The organism is Trichococcus sp., from assembly GCF_055118575.1.
On the sequence record NZ_JBSQPW010000032.1, the window covers coordinates 15928 to 35496 of the forward strand.

Annotated in this window: 19 protein-coding genes and 1 tRNA gene; 13 read left to right on the forward strand and 7 right to left on the reverse strand. The window is 48.0% G+C overall.

Translation table 11 applies throughout. The features are described 5' to 3' along the window. Nucleotides 1-75 precede the first annotated feature (75 nt). A complete protein-coding gene (locus tag ACTCCX_RS09740; protein WP_276647287.1) occupies nt 76-606 on the forward strand; it encodes a helix-turn-helix domain-containing protein in 531 nt (176 codons plus the stop codon). Beyond that, on the forward strand, nt 525-1469 hold the full coding sequence (locus ACTCCX_RS09745; protein WP_463275823.1) for an IS3 family transposase: 945 nt from the start codon (nt 525-527) through the stop codon (nt 1467-1469). Before ACTCCX_RS09740 ends, ACTCCX_RS09745 begins: the two co-directional genes overlap by 82 nt. 254 nt (nt 1470-1723) lie before the next feature. Here the strand turns inward: ACTCCX_RS09745 and ACTCCX_RS09750 are convergent, their stop codons facing one another. Beyond that, nucleotides 1724-2260, reverse strand: coding sequence for an ECF transporter S component (locus ACTCCX_RS09750; protein ID WP_463275806.1), 537 nt, complete (start codon nt 2258-2260; stop codon nt 1724-1726). Between the two features lie 11 nt (nt 2261-2271). Then, the gene (locus ACTCCX_RS09755; RefSeq protein ID WP_463275807.1) at nt 2272-3423 is read right to left on the reverse strand and encodes a pyridoxal-phosphate-dependent aminotransferase family protein; all 1152 of its coding nucleotides are present in this window, start codon (nt 3421-3423) and stop codon (nt 2272-2274) included. Between the two features lie 309 nt (nt 3424-3732). On the opposite strand from ACTCCX_RS09755, the gene ACTCCX_RS09760 reads away from it, so the two are divergent. Together ACTCCX_RS09760 and ACTCCX_RS09765 are read left to right on the forward strand one after the other, a co-directional pair. Further along, nucleotides 3733-4446 (forward strand): TraX family protein, encoded by a 714-nt coding sequence (locus tag ACTCCX_RS09760; RefSeq protein ID WP_463275808.1) that lies wholly within the window; start codon nt 3733-3735, stop codon nt 4444-4446. Nucleotides 4447-4463: 17 nt separating this feature from the next. Beyond that, on the forward strand, nt 4464-5663 hold the full coding sequence (locus tag ACTCCX_RS09765) for an SH3 domain-containing protein (protein ID WP_463275809.1): 1200 nt from the start codon (nt 4464-4466) through the stop codon (nt 5661-5663). A 94-nt stretch (nt 5664-5757) separates the two neighbouring features. Here the strand turns inward: ACTCCX_RS09765 and ACTCCX_RS09770 are convergent. Further along, nucleotides 5758-5829 (reverse strand) — tRNA-Val (locus tag ACTCCX_RS09770). 164 nt (nt 5830-5993) lie between these two features. On the opposite strand from ACTCCX_RS09770, the gene ACTCCX_RS09775 reads away from it, so the two are divergent. After that, nucleotides 5994-6518 carry a YehS family protein gene (locus ACTCCX_RS09775; RefSeq protein WP_463275810.1) on the forward strand — a complete coding sequence of 175 codons (525 nt, stop codon included), beginning with the start codon at nt 5994-5996 and terminating at the stop codon, nt 6516-6518. A 109-nt stretch (nt 6519-6627) separates the two neighbouring features. On the opposite strand, the gene ACTCCX_RS09780 is transcribed toward ACTCCX_RS09775, so the two are convergent. Then, a complete protein-coding gene (locus tag ACTCCX_RS09780) occupies nt 6628-7587 on the reverse strand; it encodes an RluA family pseudouridine synthase (RefSeq protein WP_463275811.1) in 960 nt (319 codons plus the stop codon). A gap of 492 nt (nt 7588-8079) precedes the next feature. Between ACTCCX_RS09780 and ACTCCX_RS09785 the strand changes: the two genes are divergently transcribed. Beyond that, nucleotides 8080-9012: a LysR family transcriptional regulator gene (locus ACTCCX_RS09785; RefSeq protein ID WP_463275812.1), complete on the forward strand. Its 933-nt coding sequence runs from the start codon at nt 8080-8082 to the stop codon at nt 9010-9012. Between the two features lie 109 nt (nt 9013-9121). On the opposite strand, the gene ACTCCX_RS09790 is transcribed toward ACTCCX_RS09785, so the two are convergent. Then, entirely contained in the window at nt 9122-10228 is a 1107-nt protein-coding gene (locus ACTCCX_RS09790) for a YncE family protein (protein WP_463275813.1), read from the reverse strand. Between the two features lie 225 nt (nt 10229-10453). Beyond that, nucleotides 10454-11493, reverse strand: a protein-coding gene (locus ACTCCX_RS09795) for an IS630 family transposase (protein ID WP_463275814.1) whose coding sequence is annotated in 2 segments (ribosomal slippage) — nt 10454-10993 and nt 10996-11493 — 1038 coding nt in all. Because the reading frame shifts where the segments join, the coding sequence is not laid out codon by codon here. A 113-nt stretch (nt 11494-11606) separates the two neighbouring features. Between ACTCCX_RS09795 and ACTCCX_RS09800 the strand changes: the two genes are divergently transcribed. From ACTCCX_RS09800 to ACTCCX_RS09825, 6 genes are all read left to right on the forward strand, one after another. Next, nucleotides 11607-12107 carry a hypothetical protein gene (locus ACTCCX_RS09800; protein WP_463275815.1) on the forward strand — a complete coding sequence of 167 codons (501 nt, stop codon included), beginning with the start codon at nt 11607-11609 and terminating at the stop codon, nt 12105-12107. A 103-nt stretch (nt 12108-12210) separates the two neighbouring features. Continuing rightward, on the forward strand, nt 12211-12711 hold the full coding sequence (locus ACTCCX_RS09805) for an N-acetyltransferase family protein (RefSeq protein ID WP_463275816.1): 501 nt from the start codon (nt 12211-12213) through the stop codon (nt 12709-12711). Nucleotides 12712-12814: 103 nt separating this feature from the next. Further along, the gene (locus tag ACTCCX_RS09810; protein WP_463275817.1) at nt 12815-13348 is read left to right on the forward strand and encodes an N-acetyltransferase family protein; all 534 of its coding nucleotides are present in this window, start codon (nt 12815-12817) and stop codon (nt 13346-13348) included. Nucleotides 13349-13387: 39 nt separating this feature from the next. Further along, complete coding sequence (locus ACTCCX_RS09815; RefSeq protein WP_463275818.1) at nt 13388-14509, forward strand: YibE/F family protein; 1122 nt, start codon at nt 13388-13390, stop codon at nt 14507-14509. Then, the gene (locus tag ACTCCX_RS09820; RefSeq protein WP_463275819.1) at nt 14506-15258 is read left to right on the forward strand and encodes a YibE/F family protein; all 753 of its coding nucleotides are present in this window, start codon (nt 14506-14508) and stop codon (nt 15256-15258) included. The genes ACTCCX_RS09815 and ACTCCX_RS09820 overlap by 4 nt, the downstream gene beginning before the upstream one ends. Before the next feature lie 171 nt (nt 15259-15429). After that, complete coding sequence (locus ACTCCX_RS09825; protein ID WP_463275820.1) at nt 15430-16938, forward strand: DUF1846 domain-containing protein; 1509 nt, start codon at nt 15430-15432, stop codon at nt 16936-16938. Nucleotides 16939-17258: 320 nt separating this feature from the next. On the opposite strand, the gene ACTCCX_RS09830 is transcribed toward ACTCCX_RS09825, so the two are convergent. Beyond that, on the reverse strand, nt 17259-17699 hold the full coding sequence (locus ACTCCX_RS09830; RefSeq protein ID WP_463275821.1) for an Lrp/AsnC family transcriptional regulator: 441 nt from the start codon (nt 17697-17699) through the stop codon (nt 17259-17261). Nucleotides 17700-17951: 252 nt separating this feature from the next. Here ACTCCX_RS09830 and ACTCCX_RS09835 point away from each other — a divergent pair, with 252 nt between their 5' ends. Further along, nucleotides 17952-19367 (forward strand): aspartate ammonia-lyase, encoded by a 1416-nt coding sequence (locus ACTCCX_RS09835; RefSeq protein WP_463275822.1) that lies wholly within the window; start codon nt 17952-17954, stop codon nt 19365-19367. The last annotated feature ends 202 nt before the right edge of the window (nt 19368-19569 follow it).

Here is a 19569-nt window from a genome sequence, read left to right on the forward strand (position 1 = left end):
TTGTCGAATGGGTCAAAAACATGGTCCCGCCCCCCAAAAGTTAGAGTGAAATCAAACATTTTGGGGGTCATAATTATGAAGAAATTTAGTGCAGAATTTAAATTGAAAGTTGTAAAAGAGTATTTAGAGGGTTCCTTAAGTTATATGCGTTTGGCAAAAAAATACGATAGTTTGTCCGATGAATCAATAAAGAATTGGGTAAAATATTATCAAAAATTAGGAGTTGAAGGTCTGAAGGTAAAACCGCAGAGCTCAGCTTACTCTGTTCAATTCAAGATGGATGTATTACACTTTATGAAACAGTCCGGTTCCTCCTCTTTAGACACAGCCATTGCCTTTGGCATAACTAGTCCTGCCCTTATTTGGAGATGGAATAAAACTTTCCAAGAAAAGGGAATCGAAGGACTAAAACCAAAGCAAAAGCCAAAGAGGTGCACTTGTATGTCCAAAAAGAACACTAACAAACAAATAGATCAATCCGCACCGTCTACAGAAGAACTGAAACGAGAAATTGAATTACTTAGATTGGAGAATGCGTACTTAAAAAAGTTGCAAGCTTTTCAGGAGAATCCGAAGGTCTTTCTCGAAAAGCACAAGCAGCGGTGACATTCGCACTCAAAAAAGAAGGATTCAAATTAAAAGATATTCTTTTAGTAGTAGGGATTCCAGAAGCAACCTATCACTATCACGTGAAGCAATTCGGGAAAGCGAACACGGATCAACCGACGAAAGAACTGATCAAACAACTTTTTTTCAATTTCCATGAGCGCTACGGAGCGAAACGAATCGCTAAAGAACTAGGGAAATTGGGACACATTACCAATCACAAGAAAGTGTCTCGTCTCATGCAAGAACTGGGAATAAAGTGCATCAAATTCATGCGAAAATCACGAAAATACAATTCTTATAAAGGCAAGGTAGGGACCGTTGCCAAGAATCTTTTAAACAGACGCTTCTCTACGCCTCTTTCTCTACAGAAGCTTGCGACAGATGTGACCGAATTCAAGTGTGCAGGAGAAGAAAAATTGTACCTTAGCCCCATCCTTGATCTATACAACGGAGAAATTATTGCCTATGGCATAAACAATCGACCGTCGTTGGAATTGGTGATGAAGCCACTTGAAGAAGCCCTCGGCTACGTAAAGAAACATGCCAAGTTTCGAACCACTATCCATTCTGATCAAGGATGGCACTATCAACATAATCGTTGGGTCAAAGCGCTGAAGGAAGATAAAATCTTTCAGAGTATGTCTCGAAAAGCAACGTGTGCAGATAATGCGGCGATGGAAAATTTCTTCGGCATCCTGAAGCAAGAAATGTATCACGGTGAAAAATTAGTCAGTTATGAAGAACTCCGCTCACGGATAGAGGTCTATATCCATTGGTATAACCATGTTCGATCAAAAGAAAAATTAACTGGTCTCAGCCCAGTCCAATACCGAATCCAAGCCAGCCAAACGGCTGCATAATAAAAACTCTAACTTTTGGGGGTCGCCACCCATTCGACAATTTGGGCATAGCGAAAGGCAAGATTGACGAATACAGGTACTTTATTCGTCAATACGGGCATCTGGCCGGTGCTATCTGCAATAACCAAATAAAATTGCACGCTTCACCCACTCTATACCAATCCGATACCGTTAAAGAATCAGACAACCCGAGGACTATTACCAAAAAGGAAGGCTCTGTCTCATCCCGAGACAGAGCCTTCCTTTTCAATTCGTTATCTTCCAGCGATATTCATCTTTTTCAAAATTGCCGACAGCGGCAAGGAAATGGCGATACCGACCGCGTTCTGGACGAGGTTACCGGGAATCGAAGCGAACGGGGTGATGGCATTGCCGTACAGGATCCATTCGCATAGATAATAACCGACCAGCATGATGGGAATCGAAAGCAGCGTGGCTAAAAGATTCACAGCAAAGCTGTTCCCTTGACGATCTTTCGACCAGGCCAATCTGCCGACCAGATAGCCTTGCAAGCCGCGGGTTACTAATGTGAAGGGAGCCCACAGAACCCATCCGGCCATAAGGTCGAAGATGGCCATGCCGACCGCTCCGGCGATAGCGCCTTTTTTCGGCCCGAACAGGATGGATGCGAGAAAGAGCATCGCAGTGCCGAGGTGGATCAGTCCGCCGTTTGCCGTGATAGGCAATTTGATGTTCAGGAAGACCGTCGCTACGAATACGAGCGCAATCAGGATTGCCGTCAAAACCAAATCATACGTGCGTGTGTTTGAATAACCTTGTGCTTTTTGCATAGTGAAGCCTCCTAATTATTTTCTTTGTAAATGTCGATGAAAAGTTGGGCCAAATCCCCGTTTCCGGCGAAGCCGAGATCGCGCAGACCGTTGTCGATGATGGACAAAACATAGATAAGTTTGTCGATGAAGGCATTTTCGCCCATATGTCCGATGCGCAAGATCACATCTGCGTATTGTGCCAATGAAGTTGCGACCAACAGATTGTAGTTTTCGCTGAGGTGGTCCTGCAGGCGCAAGGCGCCGATTTCTTCCGGTATCCTGATGGCAGTGACTGTATTGGAACGGTCGGAATCCAGGAACAACTCCAATCCATACGCTTGGGCGGATCCGCGTACTGCGGAAGCAATCCTGTCATGGCGTGCAAAAACGGTCTCGATGCCTTCCTCCAGGATGTTGTCCAAAGCGGCATCAAGCGCTGCGACATCGCCAGCAGAAGTCGTGTAGGGCAAGTATTCTTTTTCCGCGTAGCCTTTGAAGACCTGTAGATTGGCATAAAAGGAAGCGATAGGCGTTTTGCGGTTGTCCATCGCTTTTTGCGCGTCTGCGCTGACTGAGACAATCGCCAGTCCGACCGGGGCCGAAATGGCTTTTTGGGTCCCGCCGCAACAGATATCGATTTTATTTTCGTCGACGTTAATCGGCTCGCCAACCATGCCGGCGACGGAATCGACCACCGTCAGGATGCCGTATTTCTTCAACAATGGACAAAGCTCGGCGACGTTGTTCAGTACCGATGTCGGCGTGTCGCAATGGACCAGGGTGGCATATTTGAAGTCGGAATCCTTCTCCAGATAGGCGCGTACTGCTTCAGCGGGGATGCCGCTGTGGTGATCGAAACTCAGGACGACCGGTACGCCGCCATAAATGCTGACGAAATCCTTGAAGCCTTCGCCATAGATGCCGTTGTCCAGCACGAGTACGCGGTCGCCAGGTTCCGTCAGGCTTGCGCAAGCGGCCTCAAGAGCCAGGATCCCTTCACCAGCAAGTAACAGGACCTCATTTGTGGTGCCCATGACTTTGCCCATTTTTTGGCTGACCTCACGGTAATAGCGGACGAATGTTTTGTCAAAGTCGCTGTTGTTGGTTCTTTTTGCGCGGGCCAAACGTACATTTTCGCGTACCTCAGTCGGACCCGGGGCGTAATTCGGTTTGTATCTCATCAGGAAGTCCTCCTTCTCGTTTCGTATATTGCTGATAATTTTAGCAAATGCAAAGGACTATGGGACCGTCCAATCCGAGAGAAAGTGAACGGTCCAATTTTCCCAAAAATGGCTTCTCGCATGCGTTTTGCAAATGTTAACGTATCCAATTTCGGATTGCGTAAGTTTTTCCGCAAATCTCTTCCTTTTTTTCGGGGATTGGCGGACTCCCGGAAGCCTATACTGTGGAAAAGGACCGGACTGGCGGACAGGTCGGTCATCCATTTACAGAAAAGGCAGTGAAAACAAGTGACAGTGAGGAGCACCCCTATGCAGGGCATTCGCGAGAGTCAAAAAGACCTATCATCCTATACATTGAAGAACCTTGCCATATTCGCAATGTTTTTCGATCATATCTTTGCGGTATTTGGGCCGCAGGACAGCCTTGAAGGTGTGGTGCTGCGGATAGCGGGGCGGATTGCCGCACCAATCATGTGCTATATGATTGCGGAAGGCTATCATTACACATCCGATTTGAAAAAATATATCGTGCGGTTAATGCTGTTTGCCGCAGTCTCGCATTTCCCGTATGTCTGGTATTTCGGCCTCCCGTGGTGGCAAGCCACGAGCGTCATCTGGGGCTTGGCGCTAGGCTTGGTGGCCTTAGCGGCGGCAAAACAGGAGGACTGGTCCCTTCCGCTTAAAGCAACAATCGTTTTGCTTTGCTGTCTGTTTGCGGTCCCGGCTGATTGGAATTATGTAGCGGCCTTGTGGATCCTGTTTTTTGGATTGTTCAGGGGACAAATCGAAAAGCAGCTGCTGAGCTTTGCAGTGATAGGGACTTTATTCCACATCATCCCGTCCATCCGAGAAATCGGTTGGACGCAATCCTACCAAGTCGGTATTTTTCTGGCTGTGCCGCTGTTGCTTTTATACAAAGGCCGTCAAGGCAAGAAATCCAACCTGATGAAATGGGGTTTCTATGCTTTCTATCCGTTCCATCTGTTGCTGTTGGAACTAGTAAAAATGATCGTATCCGCGTAATGGAGGACTGCATATAAATGAAAATCAATAAAAATTGGCCCCGCGCTGTCATCGGCATCCTGATGGTTGCTGTGCTGTCGGCTTGCTCCGGCTCGGATGAACAGACGGAAACAGAGGAGTCGGAGATCGCTTCGACGAGTTCAGCTGTCGAAGCGGTGACTTCAGAAGAAGCTATACCCGTTGAAGATGATACAGCGGTGGTCGAGCCGGAAGAGCCGGAACCTTTGGGGTATGAAGGAGATCTGGAACTTCCCGTCAGCGGAGCGACCGGCTATGCCTCAATTGGGATGGATCTGAAGGCGACTGCTGATGCCGAGTCCGAGACGATTTCCGCTTTGGAGGCAGGAACCGCTTTTGAAGTTCTTGAAGAGGTGGGTGACTGGTGGTATGTCCGGACCGCTACTGAATCAGGATGGGTGGAGCATATTCATTGTTTCATCAATCTTCCGGATGTAATCCCGTCCATCATCTATGACAATACCAATACGTACGCCTCCAAGTTCGTTTCTTCCGGAAAAACGATTCCCGGCATAACGGGAGTGGCGCTTTATGACGGAAAAGCCTACAACATACGTCTGGGTAAGGTATCCGATATCGTGCCGGTGCTCTACAGTATGTCGAAGAAAATTTATTTGGCGCAACAAGCCGCCTTGGCGGAGGGGAACACCTTGGTCATTTATGAGGGGTATCGTCCTTATTCCGTCCAGACGCTGACGGTGGACGCTTTGACTGCTTTGGCTATGGCCGATCCGGAAGTGATGGCGGGCATCAACACACCTCCTTGGGACACCAACTGGTTCATCGCGACGAGCGTTTCGAATCATCAGATGGGTTATGCCATCGATGTCACGCTGGCGAAAGTAACGGAACAGCAGGAAATTGTCATCGGCGATTATGCCGCGACCGCCATAACGGGCTACACGGAATACACGATGCCGACAACCATCCATGAATTGAGCATGGCTTCGGCTACGTTCACCGGACCGGTCAAATCCAGTTCCCCGACCGCTTGGGTTCAAGCCACTTTGGCTGATACGATGAATGAGGCAGCGATCCTCCTGCAGCGCTACAGCACGGATGCCGGCCTTACTCCCTTGGCTTCGGAATGGTGGCATTTCAATGATCTCGATGCGCGTTTCGCCACAGAGGGAAACAGCAGTAAAGGCGAATATCTTTTGGATGCAACAATGAGCGAGGCTCCGGAAGCTGCTAATTGATGTACAGGCTCTTGCAGAAATGAACATAAAAAGAGGCACAATCGAGTTTTTTTCGATTGTGCCTCTTTACTCACTATAATGTGCTGAATCTTGATGGTCCCTACTGGGATTGAACCAGCGACCCCTACCATGTCAAGGTAGTGCTCTCCCGCTGAGCTAAGGAACCGTTAAACAGATGAACCACCTGCTCGTATATTTGATTATAACATATTTGCGTGAGAAGTGAAGAGGGAAATTAAAAAAAATGAGAAACGAATAAGGCATGCATTCCATAGGCCAACAAGGTATACTGGAAAAGGATAATTTTACAGGAAAATTTGGAGGCTAATTATGGACAACAATGATATATTGATCCGCTTGCGCTATGCGCTGGATATCAAGGACGCGGATATGGTGGAAGTGTTCCGTTTGGGTGGAATTGAGTTGACGAAGGAAGCAGTGCAGAAAATGCTGCTAAAATCGAAAAAAGATGAAGCAACAGAATTTGCTGGGTCTGCCGCTCCAACGGATGACGAGCAACTGGCTTGCGACAATACTACCTTGGAGTCGTTCTTGAACGGACTCATCACTTCCCAACGCGGCAAGCCGAAAGTGAAGCCCGGCGAACCGGAACCTAAGACTGAATTTGTGTTGAACAACGGGAACGTCAATAATTTGCTGCTGAAGAAAGTCAAAATTGCGCTGACTTTGACGAACGAAGATATGCTTGAAATCCTGGAATCGGCAGGCGTCACCGTATCAAAAAGCGAACTGAGCGCTGTTCTGCGCAAAGAAGGGCACCGCAACTACAAGCCTTGCGGCGACCGCTATGCGCGCAATTTCCTGAAAGGGCTGGCGCTGCGCTACCGCGGATAGGCTGAATTTTTAGATCGCCAACCGGCGTTTGGCAACTTATTCCGGTCCAGCAGAAGCTTGCATAAAAAATAAAAAACATGATTCCCCGCAATGGAAATCATGTTTTTTGTCATTTCGAATACAAAAGGAAAGCTTTCGGCACCGGTGCGCTGAAGCGGACGAGTTCACCGGTCGTGGGATGGATGAATGCGAGTGTGGAAGCGTGCAATCCCAAACGTTTCATCGGATTGGTGCGGGCGCCATACTTCTTGTCCCCGGCGACCGGGTGGCCCAAAGATTCCATGTGGACGCGGATCTGGTTCTTGCGGCCGGTCTCCAGTTCTACCTCCAGCAGCGTATAATCCCGATTTCCTCTGATTTTCCGGTAATGGGTCACGGCATGCTTACCGCCGTTGTCTTTCGGACTGGAATGCACCTTCATGGCTTTGCTTTCGGTCAGCCAAGAGGAGATGGTTCCGGCATCATTCTTGATCTCTCCCTCGACCAGAGCGGTATAGATGCGTTCTTTGACGATATCCTTCCAATCATTTTGCAGCTTTTCTTTCAGTTCTTCGGATTTTGCGAACAGCATGACGCCGGATGTATCCCGATCCAAGCGATGCACCACGAAAATCCGATTCGCTTTGTTGTCTTCTTTGACGTAGTGGCTCAATTGGCGGTAAGCGGTCGGTTCCTGTGGATCGTCGGTTGCCATCGACAGCAAGCCGGCGTCCTTATTGATCACGATGATGGATTCGTCCTCGAACAGGATCTTGAGGCTTGATAAGGAAGTCTTTTTGATGGCTTCCTTATTCGCCAATATACCGACTGTCTGTCCGGGTTCCAAGGGGTGGTTGTGCTTGGTAGTGGCCTTGCCGTCGACCGTCACTTGTCCGCGGGTTAGGATCGATTTGACAGAATTGCGGCTCTGTTTGCTGAGGATCTGCAGCAAGAAAGGCAGCAGTTCGATTGGTTCGGTCACGGGATATTGTGTAACCCCTTTTGTGGAAAAGCTTTTTTGAGGTTCGGCTGCTTTGTCCTGCCGAGTGCGTTTGTTATTGCTGGGCTTCTTTTGGTTTGTTTTTTTCATCTGAATCGCTCCTGACTCTGTTTACCGCCATAGTGCCGCGGTCGTCTCTTCTGAAGTATACCAGAAAACAGAGTATCCATCCTGCCTAATCAGGACAAAAACGCTGCAAGTAGCATATAATTGAAGCTTACAATGAAAAAAGCATCCATTTGAGGCCAAACAAGTGAAAATGATTGACAGAAGCCAAGAATATCGCTATCTTATTAGAAAGCGATGAGGACAGAAGGGGAGGCAGAACCATGCAGAAGATGATGTGTTGTATGTGCGGATGTAAGAAACATGCAGGAATATTCTTATCATCGTTTGATCTCCACAACCGGGCGTTTTTGCCGGCTCTGTAAAAGGGATTATGGAGCAGATTGTGCGTCCGCATCCAAGTGAAGCGCTGAAATGATGATGAATACTTGTGCATGTGTGTTTTGTTGACGCGCATGCACTTTTTTTGTGGAATTGATGGGAACCCATCGGAAAATAGAGCGAGGTGGCAAAAATATGAATCTTCAGCAATTGCGATATGTCATAACAGTGGCGAAATACGGCACTTTTCGGGAGGCCGCAAGGCAATTATATATGGCGCAGTCCAGTCTGTCGTCAAGCATCAAAGATCTGGAGGAAGAATATGGCATCCAGATTTTCGAGCGTTCCAAAAAAGGGATCGAAATAACCAAAGAAGGGGCTATGCTTTTGGAGTTCGCCGATCAGATCGTAGCCCAAGCGGACCAGCTGGATTACCGCTATCTGTCTGCAACCGAAAACAGAAGACTGTTTTCGGTTTCCAGTCAGCACTATGATTTTGCTTCGGAAGGCTTTGCCCGACTGGTTTCGGAAAAGAAGGAAGAATCATTGAATTTTCGTTTCCTGGAGACGAGCACTTCGAAAGTGATGGAAGATGTGCGCGATGCCGTCAGCGAAGTCGGCTTCATCTATCTGAATGATTTCAACGGGAAGGTCATCAAACAGTATCTCGATGCATTCGACCTGAAATTCGATCCGCTGATTGCGTTCCAGCCGCATGTATTCCTCAGCGAGTTCCATCCGTTGGCGAAACAAGCGAAGATATCCCATGAGGATCTCCACCCTTATCCTGTGATATCCTTCGATCAAAGCAAAAACAGTACCCTGCAATTGATGGAAGAGTCGGTTCAAGTCGATCAAAATGCTCAGAGGATCAGTGCCAGTGACCGCGCGACCGTGTTGAATCTGCTGTCTGTGACGAATGGCTATTTGGTCGGATCCGGTCTCCTGAAATCAAACACACAGGATCACATCATCGTTGTGCCGATGGATGTCGATCAAAAAAACACCATCGGCTTCATCTATTCAAAAGTGCGTCCGCTCAGCAAAATCTCCAAGCGCTACATGGAAATCGTGAGGGAGCTTTTGGAAGGAGATCAACGCATCGAGCTGACCGATCATATAGACTGAGTTTTAGGACAGTGAGTTGGGAATCGCATACGCAAAACAGGGAACTGTCTTAATTGTAGGCAGCTCCCTGTTTTGCGTATTGTTTTCAATTCCGATAATGGTAGGCAATTCATTCCGAGAACAAGGTGTCTATTTCCACACGCAGTACTCGGTCGATGCTTGGGTTGCCATGATCGCGGTAAGGGTAAGCACCTGACTCGAAGAGGATGTACAGTTGTTTTCCATCGACTGCAATCTGTTCCAAGTAGGACGGCATTGTGATTTCGGTGCTGGCGTTCTTGTCAGTGAAATTTTCGTTTTCCTCCAAACGATCAAAGGAAAGCAATGTCGAGTCTTGCTTACGTCCGGAAGAGCGTGACAGCATCAGCTTTTCCTGGTAAAAAGCCAGGCCTTGGATCTCTTTGCCGATCTTGTCGACATCGTCGGGGTAAGCTTCTTCCGTGCTCTTCCCGGAGTCGAGCGTATGGACTTCCTTCCCATCCTCATTTTCTTTTGTGGAGATCAGATAGCGGTGCATGACGCTCGCGCCATCATCATTGAAATAAGCTACATAAAGGTCATCGCCATGGACCGTTATCGTGGAAGCGCGTTTGATGTCGGGCAGTTCGATGTTGTCCGTGTAGACGATTGGTTCAGTAGAATCTGTGAAGTCATAAGCCTCTATGTCCGTCAAAGCAAGTGTGATGACCTGCGCGGTATCGCCTTTTTCTGAGGTTACCCAAAGCAGGTCGTGGTTCGTGTCAAAAGCGATCCCGCCTGCATGCGGAATGCCGTCCAGAACGATTTCCTTGATGAAGGAACCGCTCTTTTTTTCAAGCACATAGATGACGGAATTGTGTTCCTTTGTTTGACAGTAGGCGGAAATGAACAGGTAATCTTTGTTCACTGCCAATCCTTGCGGCGTCATCGTAGTGCAGATATCCGCTTCTTCGTGCTCATGGTGGAGCGTCAAAGTGGCATCCATTCCCGGGATGATGAAAATGTTATCTTCCGGATCGATGCCATCCTCTTCAAAAGCCGCTCGGTACAGTTCGGGATAGTCGGACAGTCCCACCATTAGTTCATCCAGTGAACCGAGGCTGGCTTCCGTGTTCGTTTCTTCGGCAAAAGCTATCCGTTCGATTTTTCCGTTCTTTGCGAGCAGGACGAGCGTGATGACACCCACAGTCAGGATACTGATAAGGGCCAGAGTGATTTTTTTCCGGTTGCTTGCCATGAGAGTACCTCCCAAATCATATGTTTCTACTGGTCTGTCAATAGATACATTTTACTATAGGAGAGGGTCTGTAACTAATGAAAAGGCTCCGAAGAAGAAAGTCCCACGAGTCGGGAAGTGAATTCCTATCCACAAGTATGGAGTTAGCGTATAATGAATTAATGGAATCAGGTAAAGCGCAAGCTGCTTGATGGTAAACTATATAAGTTGAATAAAATAATTACCCTACATTTTCACGCAGAGACGGTCAATGACAATCTCCCTCTGCTCGTTTATCCAAGTGAGGAAACTCTGAACCGCCAGATTGATCTTTTGGACGCTTGAGAAAAATACGTTATTGATAACCGTCTCCTTCAGCCATTTCCATAGTCCCTCTATCAAGTTGAGATTAGGGCTATACGGAGGAAGGAACACGAGTTCCAAACGCCCCTTATTCTCTTCCAAGAATGGCTGGATCAGTTTCGCATGATGGATACGGGCATTGTCCAGAATCATGACTACCTTTCCAACCGGATAATGCTCAAGAACAAAGACTAGGAATTCTAAGAAGGATGTTGCGTCGTAGTGCTCTTTCTCGCTGCATAGGATCTCACCCGACGCGTAGTCCAGGCAGCCAATCAGCTTTGTACCACAATGTTTTCCGTAGGTAGGGATTATCCGTTGTCTTCCTTTTAGAAACCAGGTCCGTTGGATAGCTTGGTAATCTCGAATCATGGACTCGTCTTGAAATAAGAGATAATCGATTTTCTCTTCCATCAGTTTTTTTTTAGATCTGGGAAGGTCTCCTCCAGAAAAACACGCTGTTTTTCTGGATTCGCCTTAGCCAGCGTATAGGTGGGACGCGTGTAGGACAGACCCAACCGCTCCATAAGGAGCGACATGCCCCGGACGGTGTAGGTGACTCCCCATTCCCTCTCCACATACATAATCATGAGAGCGAGCGTCCAGTTAGCAAACATTCCCAATGCAACATCTGATGGAAGCTTGGTGGATACGATAGTGGCTAGCGATGCCTCTTGATCAGCGGTCAGCCGTCTGGGCCTTCCATTTGAATGGTGCCGGACTAGGCCGTCGAGGCCTGCTTTTCGGTAGGAGGAAACATAGCCGCTTACGGTCTTGCGGGTACGGCCGATGATTTGTGCAACTTCGTTCATCGTGTGCCCATCTAAGTATAGGTAGACAGCTTGGTAGCGTTCAAAAAGTCTACGATCCTTCGTTTGTTTCATTGCTTGCTTCAGTTCATTAAGTTGGATTTGGGCGTCCATCGGATTCAACCCTTCCTATTTTTTACCTTAATTATACTGGAAAAACGAAAAGAGTAGAAATTAAATTCATTCTATATAGCACTATTAATAATGATCAGAAAGAGGAATTTTTCATGTCGAAGTTAGGTTTGCAGCTCAGTCCGGCAGACAGCGAAAGCAAATGTTGGGTGGCGGAAATTACCGGCGCGGACGAGGTATACATTTTAAAGAGAGACTTCATCCCAGAGGAACCGGAAGGCGGATGGATCCTGTACGATGGGTGGTACCAACTGAACGGATCAGTGCCAGGAGTGACGGAATTCAAAAAAGAATATATCCGCATCAAGGGTGGGAAAGTCAGAAGGAACCTTCCATTCCGGGAACTCGTCGAATGCCTGGATGAGATAAAGGCCGGTGAAGGCCCCCGTGTCGAGAGGATGCGGAAGCAGATCATCGCCATTTTGGATGAAATCAAAGAAGCGGCCTACTGTGAGCCGGTGGTTGAAGGAATCGAAAAACAAAAGGAAGACTTGGACATGGCGGATGAGCCGGATCAGATCAAGAATGCACTATACATGCTGAAAAAACAAAAGCAGTCCTATATCCAGCAGTACCGAAAGTTGTTCAACCTATAAAAAATGGAAACACTCAAAATGAAGAAAAACAGAAAAAAATACTGAAAATATCAAGGTTTCCGGTATAATCTTATATAAATAGAAAACGGAAGGCGGTGGAGCAATGATCAGAAAAGCAACGCCAGCAGATTTGCCCGCAATCATGGAAATCATCAATGAAGCGAAAGTCACGCTGAAGGCGTCCGGCATCGATCAATGGCAAAAAGGGTACCCGAATGAAGCGGTCATTCTACAGGATATGGCCGGAGGATACAGCTATATCTACGTGCGGGATGGCATACCAGCGGCAACGTTTGCCTTTTTTTACGGAGAGGACCCAACCTATAAAGTCATTACCGAAGGCCAATGGCTGACGGATAATCCTTACACGGTCATCCATCGCATCACAATCAAAGGAACATTCCGTGGTCAAGGTGTCCTTGGGGAAATCGTGGAATGGGCTGCTGATGAATCGCGTAAAAAAGGCTATACCAGCATGCGCATCGATACGCATCCCGACAACAAAAGCATGCAACGGGCACTACAGAAATCCGGGTATACCTACTGCGGTCACATCCTGACGAGCATCAGCGACATGCGTTGGGGCTACGAAAAGGTTTTGTAAAAAAGAACTCTGCAGATTTTCAAAAAGGATTGCGCCTAACCAAGAGGTGCAATCCTTTTCGCATGGAATGATCGATCAGTGTAAATAATGAGGAGTTAATAAAATGAATTTGCAACTAAAAAACTTACCGTTGAACGAAAAACTGATCCAGAAGATCCTCAGTTGGGAAAATGACCCGGTCATAGCGCCATTCATCACGCCACACTATGATGAAGCAGCCGAGCTGCCTTTGGTGACGGAAAGCGACGTCTGCGAGAGCCTGTCCAATCCGAACAAACGTAATTATTTCATCTGCGTGGATGACAAACCAATCGGAATGGCGTCAATCATCCGCGATTTTCCAGCGCTTCTGAAAAACGACGGAAATACAGCCTGGCTGGGCATCTACATCGGCGCTCCGGATTGGCGCAACAAGGGAATCGGCAAAATGGTCATGGCCCTGTACGAAGAAGAATGCCGCAAGCTCGGCTATCAGCGGATCGAATTGGGGGTATTTTCGCACAATGCCGGAGCAATAAGGCTGTATGAAAGATCCGGCTTCACACAAATAGGCGTCATTCCTCACTTCACCTATTCACAAGGCCAATGGCGCGATGACATCCGTATGGAAAAGATTCTCTGTCACAATCTAGGATAAAATCCATGCGGCAATCTGTTGGAGGGAGGAAAAAAACGGATGAAAAAAGGATTGTTGCTTAGACATAAACGTATATTATTGACCTTGCTTTCGGCGTTGTTGGGGCTGCTGACGCTATTCAGCTACCATAACTACGCGTGGTACGAAGAGCCGATCGCCAAAATCATTGCAGTGGAAGCTGTTGGAACCGATGAAACAATCGGCGCAGGTCGGGAAGGCTATCTCATATACAACCAAAAACTGACGGCTGTACTTATGAATGGGGTGTCGAAAGGGGCACAGCTCGTGATAGAAAACAACTATTCCGACTCACTTGCCTATAGCCAGATGTATCGTTCAGGCGATGAAGTATTCCTTTCCTTAAGCGAGAGCGCTTCGGGTGCCTTGACAGCTAAAGTTTCCGGAATAAAACGGGATAAATATGTTGTCCTTTTTGGATCCTTGTTTCTGATCTTATTGGTGGCGGTAGCGGGGAAAAAAGGTCTGCTTTCCCTCATCAGTATTGCAGGGAACATTTTGCTGTTCAGTATCGCCTTGGACAGCTATGAAATTGCGGATAATGCACAATTATTATGGATCAGCAGTGCTGCAGTGTTCGGGTGGACCGTCCTGACACTCCTCTTGGTCAGCGGCCGAAACAGAAAGACTTACGCAGCGATCCTTTCTACTTTGATCGGAACATTCCTGACTTTGATTATCGCCTACGGGGTCATTGCCGGGACGAACGGGCAAGGTCTGCGCTATGAGGAAATGCAGTTTGTGACGCATTACCCGCGACGCATCTTCCTATCCAGCATATTAATAGGCTCCTTGGGTGCCGTAATGGATGTCGCCATCACGATGACCGCGGCCATCCAGGAACTGTACGAAAAAGACCCCGCGATATCCGCCAAAGCTTTACTCCAGTCGGGACGCGAAATCGGCAAGGACATCATGGGAACGATGGCAAATGTGCTGCTTTTTGCCTATGTCAGCGGAGCGATTCCGACGCTTGTTTTTTATCTGGAGAACGGCTCCGACGTATTCCATACCTTTTCGATGCAGCTATCTTTGGAAATCACCCGGGCTTTGGCGGGCAGTATCGGTATCGTTTTGACGGTGCCGTTGGCGATGGTTACCGCAGTCCGCCTGATTCCCAAGAAAGCAGGTGATCCGAAATGAGCGTTCAGATGGTATTGGCACTATTGCTTCTGCTCCTGATGGCTGTGGTGGGCGGCAGACGAGGGATTTCTTCATTCCTGTCGTTGTTTTTCAATTTTGCGGTGCTCTATGTTTTGGTGTTGCTGTTGATTAATGGCTTTCATGCGCTTTTTGTGACTTTGCTGGCGTGTTTGGTGGTCAGCTACATCAATTTGGTTTACATAAACGGCGTGAACATCAAAACCAAGGCGGCTTTTATTGCCACGATCGTCACAACTTTTTTCTTGCTTTTGCTGATTATTGTCGTGCACCGATTTGCGCTGATTCAGGGATTCGGGCCAGAGGAAGTGGAAGAGTACACGACGCTTTCCTTTTTTGTGAATGTAGATTTCGTCCAAATCGGTATTTGCACGATGATTACCGGAACGATTGCTGCCATTACGGATACGGCCATCTCCATCTCATCCTCATTGTATGAAGTCCATCACCGCAATCCGCAGTTGAGCGACAAGGAATTGTTCCGGTCAGGGATGACGATCGGCAAGGACATCATCGGAACGACGACGAATACGCTGTATTTTTCCTTCATCGGCGCTTATCTAGCGCTTTTCCTCTGGTTCAGGGATCTGTCCTATACTTTCGGGGAGGCGCTGAACGCAAAAGTGTTTGTTTCGGAAGTGCTCTCCATGTTTGTCATCGGTATCGGAGTGACCGCAATCATTCCGCTCACCGCATGGGTTATGGCACGCATGCTGTTGAAGGGCAAATAGGTAAACGGATGATCGGGTTAAGAGGAACCAGAGTTTTTCTGCTGGACAAAATGCTCAGACTCCGAAAATGTGTATTGCCAATCAAAGAAAAACCTCTATAATAGTTAGAGTTGAAAACAATAGCGAATGACAGGTATACAAATGCACCATACAGATACTGGAGGAAAACAGATGAAGCAAATCGGCTTTGATCCACAGAAATACATTGAAGAACAATCGAAATATATCCTGGAACGGGTAAATAATTACGATAAATTGTACCTTGAATTCGGTGGCAAACTGATCGGCGATAAGCATGCGAAACGCGTATTGCCTGGATTTGATGAAGATGCCAAGATCAAATTGCTGCAGAAATTGAAGGATCAGGCGGAAATCCTGATTTGTGTCTATGCAGGGGATATCGAACGCAACAAAATCCGAGGGGACTACGGCATCACCTACGATATGGATGTCTTCCGCCTTATCGATGAGCTGAGGGAATACGGATTGGCCGTCAACAGTGTCGTTATCACGCGCTACAATGGACAACCGGCCACTAAAGTGTTCATCAACAAACTCGAAAAACGCGACATAAAAGTCTATACGCATGGCGCCATCGAAGGTTATCCTTCCAATATCGAAACGATCGTCAGCGAAGAAGGCTTCGGCCAGAACACTTACATTCCGACGACCAAACCAATCGTCGTCGTTACCGCTCCTGGCCCCGGCAGCGGCAAGTTGGCGACCTGCCTGAACCAGCTGTACCACGAACGCCGCCAAGGACGCGTGGCCGGTTATTCCAAGTTCGAGACTTTCCCGGTCTGGAATGTTCCGTTGAAGCACCCTTTGAACATCGCCTATGAAGCGGCGACAGTCGACCTGAAGGACGTCAATATGATGGACAACTACCATTTTGAGACCTACAACGAAGTGGCGGTCAACTATAACCGCGATCTGGAAACTTTCCCGGTCATCAAACGCATCATCGAGCGCATCACCGGCAAAGAGTCCGTCTACCAATCACCGACGGACATGGGCGTCAATCGCGTCGGTTTTGGCATCACTGATGATGAAGCAATCCGGGAAGCATCGAAGCAGGAAATCATCCGCCGCAGCTTCGACACGGAATGCGACTACAAGAAGGGCTTGTGCGATGAAGAGACGCGCGACCACATGCGCCTGATCATGGAAGAGGTCGAATTGAAGCAAGAAGACCGTGCTCCCGTCAAGCCTGCCCGCGAATATGCGAAGCGTTTGATGAAACGCGCGACCGACAACGAAATCCCTGCGGTCATCGCTTTCGAACTGAACGACGGACGGATCATCACCGGCAGGACTTCCGACCTGATGGATGCCTGTTCTTCCGCCATCCTGAACGCAATCAAAGCCCTGGCGAACATTTCCGACGACATTCTGTTGCTGTCTCCGGTCATTCTGGAGCCTATCAAAAAGCTGAAGAGCGATGGCTTGCATAAGCGCATCCCGACCTTGACGGCGAACGAAATCCTGATCGCACTGTCCATTTCGGCGGTCACGAACCCGACGGCGCAGTTGGCTTACGATAAACTTTCCGAGTTGAAGGATGTGCAAGCCCACTCGACTGTCATCCTGAACAAAGACGATGATCAGATCCTTCGCAATCTTGGCCTGGATATCACTTGCGACCCGGTTTACCCGTCAGAAAATCTGTATTACGTATAATAGAGTGTGATGATTTGCGGAATCCCCTGCGAATCAGAACACGTTTGCGATAGAGTGTGGCAAATCCCGGAGAGGTGGATAACTTGATGTTATCCATCTTTTTTTGTATAGTAGGAAACTATAAAATTTTTCGAATTGAAAAGTGCTTCACCGTAGGTGTTTCACGGGTTTCCAAAATGTTTCACGTCATCAAATTTGATGGCCAGCTTCACGGGTAAGCCCTTCGGAAATTAGATAAATCTGACCCATTGCGCTCTACGATGCTCATTCAGGGCCAGATTTCCTAAATTTCTTTCAGGGCTGAACGAACCCGTTCGAGCTTATTGTACCTCAAAATGGATGCCCCGGGGACCGACCGAAGTGGAGAAGACGACTTGTGTGTAGGTCTTGCCGAACTGCTGCAGTTCTCCGATGAAAGTATCCAATTCATTCGTCGTCGGAAAGGCGACCTTCAGCAGCATCGAGAATTCTCCGGTCACGCAGTTGCATTCCAACACATTCGGGATGCTGTCCACGAAAGGATAAAAAACCGGCTTTTGCTTGGGATCGACCTCCAAATTGATGAAAGCTTTGATATTGTAGCCCAGCGTCTGTAGGTTCACATGAGCGCCGTAATCTGTGATGACGCCGTTCCTTTCCAGCTGGGCGATCCTTGCTGAAATCGCCGGCGAGGACAAAAAAGTGGCCTCGGCGATTTCCTTCAGGGAAGCACGCGCATTTATCTGCAAAATATTCAAAATTTGCTTATCGATTTTATCCATTAGAGGTTCCTTCCTTTGGTCTTGTTGGCTTTGTATGCTTAAGATTCTATACCCTGACAGGGAAGGGATGCAAACGAATGCTGACATGGCTTAAGAAAATAAAGTTACATGGGAAATGGCGTGTGATTCTTCTGTGAAAAGGTCGAATATGCCGGTTTTGTTCGCAACTTTCTTTGAACTGTTTCATTCAATTTGCAGGGGTGGTATTGTTTGGACTATGAATTACAGAAAAATTTTAGGGGGCAAACAGAGATGAACATGAGAATTGAAGCAGACTCGATCGGAACGTTAGCGGTACCCACAGAAGCGTATTATGGTGTGCAATCGTCGCGTGCAAAGGAAAATTTCTCCATCACGGGCACGAAACTGCATCCGGAATTGATCAGCAATCTGGCGCGGATAAAGAAAGCAGCAGCTGTTGTGAACGCTCAGTCGGGTAACCTGGCAGTCGGAAAAAAGGATGCGATTGTCCAGGCCTGCGACGAAATTGTGGCGGGATATTTTCATGAAGCTTTCATCGTGGATGCCATCCAAGGCGGTGCCGGGACTTCGGCCAATATGAATGCCAACGAAGTCATCGCCAATCGCGCCATCGAGATTTTGGGTGGGAGAAAAGGCGACTACCGCATCGTTCATCCCAATGATGATGTGAATCTGTGTCAGTCCACCAACGATGTCTTCCCGACTGCAGGGAAAATGACCGTTCTGCAACTTCTTCCGGAGCTGATAGCCGAACTTGAAAAACTGGAGAGCGCGTTGGGCGAGAAGGCTGAGGAATTCTCCGGGGTCATCAAGATGGGGCGGACGCAAATGCAAGATGCGGTTCCGACTACTTTGGGGAGAACGTTCCAGGCTTATCAATCATTCGTCAAGAGGGATATCCGCCACCTCTTGGTCGCCGCGGAAGAGATGAAGAGCCTTAATCTCGGTGGGACCGCTATCGGCAGCGCCATCAACACGACAACGGAATACTTGGAGAACATAACCGCCTGCGTCAGCAAAGTAGCTGGGATTGAATTCATGCAGGCGGAGGACCTTTTCGATGCGACCCAGAACGTGGATGGTTTCGTCAGGGTGTCGGCGGCAATCAAGACGGCGGCTGTAAACTTATCAAAGATGAGCAATGATCTGCGCTTGTTGTCGAGCGGTCCGAGGGCTGGCATCGGTGAAATCCATTTGCCTGCCAAGCAAAATGGCTCTTCGATCATGCCGGGGAAAGTGAATCCGGTGATACCCGAAGTCGTCTCGCAAGTCGCTTTCCGCGTGATCGGAAACGATCTGACCATCACGATGGCCGCCGAATCCGGCCAGCTGGAGCTGAATGCCTTCGAGCCGATCATTTTCCATTCATTGTTTGAATCGATCGATTGCTTGGCTCATGCGGTCGCAACGCTGACGCTCAACTGCATCCAAGGGATCCAAGCCAATGAGATGGTTTGCTACAAACAAGTGGAAGAGAGTGCTGGCATTGCGACTGCCCTCTGCCCGACCCTCGGCTACCAAAAAGCCAGTGCAATCGCCAAAGAATCACTGAAGACAGGCAAAACTGTCAGGGAATTAGTACTTGAAAAAGGCTTATTAACGATTTCGGAAACGGAAAGCATCCTCGATCTCAGACGCATGGCTGGCATCCCGGCTGACGTATTGCTGAGGGATAAAGCCATCTAGTCTGGCATTGGACAAGAAGCAAGCCTGGGAAAAATCCCATTGTCATTAACTTAAGCAACTTTACTACTTTAAAAAAGGCGAGGATGCATGATGCATGCCCGCTTTTTTTTGATGTGCGCCCGGCATGGGTGATAACTTGGTGGTGAAAGTCCACTACAGGCTTTGCAGTAGGAACTGTTAGCGAATGACAAGGGTGTCCACC

Coding starts and splice junctions, on each gene's coding strand:
- ACTCCX_RS09760 (WP_463275808.1), top strand. CDS start 3,733: ATGCAGGGCATTCGCGAGAGTCAAAAAGACCTATCATCCTATACATTG.
- ACTCCX_RS09790 (WP_463275813.1), bottom strand. CDS start 10,228: ATGGCAAGCAACCGGAAAAAAATCACTCTGGCCCTTATCAGTATCCTG.
- ACTCCX_RS09825 (WP_463275820.1), top strand. CDS start 15,430: ATGAAGCAAATCGGCTTTGATCCACAGAAATACATTGAAGAACAATCG.
- ACTCCX_RS09835 (WP_463275822.1), top strand. CDS start 17,952: ATGAACATGAGAATTGAAGCAGACTCGATCGGAACGTTAGCGGTACCC.
- ACTCCX_RS09820 (WP_463275819.1), top strand. CDS start 14,506: ATGAGCGTTCAGATGGTATTGGCACTATTGCTTCTGCTCCTGATGGCT.
- ACTCCX_RS09810 (WP_463275817.1), top strand. CDS start 12,815: ATGAATTTGCAACTAAAAAACTTACCGTTGAACGAAAAACTGATCCAG.
- ACTCCX_RS09740 (WP_276647287.1), top strand. CDS start 76: ATGAAGAAATTTAGTGCAGAATTTAAATTGAAAGTTGTAAAAGAGTAT.
- ACTCCX_RS09800 (WP_463275815.1), top strand. CDS start 11,607: ATGTCGAAGTTAGGTTTGCAGCTCAGTCCGGCAGACAGCGAAAGCAAA.
- ACTCCX_RS09780 (WP_463275811.1), bottom strand. CDS start 7,587: ATGAAAAAAACAAACCAAAAGAAGCCCAGCAATAACAAACGCACTCGG.
- ACTCCX_RS09785 (WP_463275812.1), top strand. CDS start 8,080: ATGAATCTTCAGCAATTGCGATATGTCATAACAGTGGCGAAATACGGC.
- ACTCCX_RS09775 (WP_463275810.1), top strand. CDS start 5,994: ATGGACAACAATGATATATTGATCCGCTTGCGCTATGCGCTGGATATC.
- ACTCCX_RS09805 (WP_463275816.1), top strand. CDS start 12,211: ATGATCAGAAAAGCAACGCCAGCAGATTTGCCCGCAATCATGGAAATC.
- ACTCCX_RS09755 (WP_463275807.1), bottom strand. CDS start 3,423: ATGAGATACAAACCGAATTACGCCCCGGGTCCGACTGAGGTACGCGAA.
- ACTCCX_RS09815 (WP_463275818.1), top strand. CDS start 13,388: ATGAAAAAAGGATTGTTGCTTAGACATAAACGTATATTATTGACCTTG.
- ACTCCX_RS09750 (WP_463275806.1), bottom strand. CDS start 2,260: ATGCAAAAAGCACAAGGTTATTCAAACACACGCACGTATGATTTGGTT.
- ACTCCX_RS09765 (WP_463275809.1), top strand. CDS start 4,464: ATGAAAATCAATAAAAATTGGCCCCGCGCTGTCATCGGCATCCTGATG.
- ACTCCX_RS09830 (WP_463275821.1), bottom strand. CDS start 17,699: ATGGATAAAATCGATAAGCAAATTTTGAATATTTTGCAGATAAATGCG.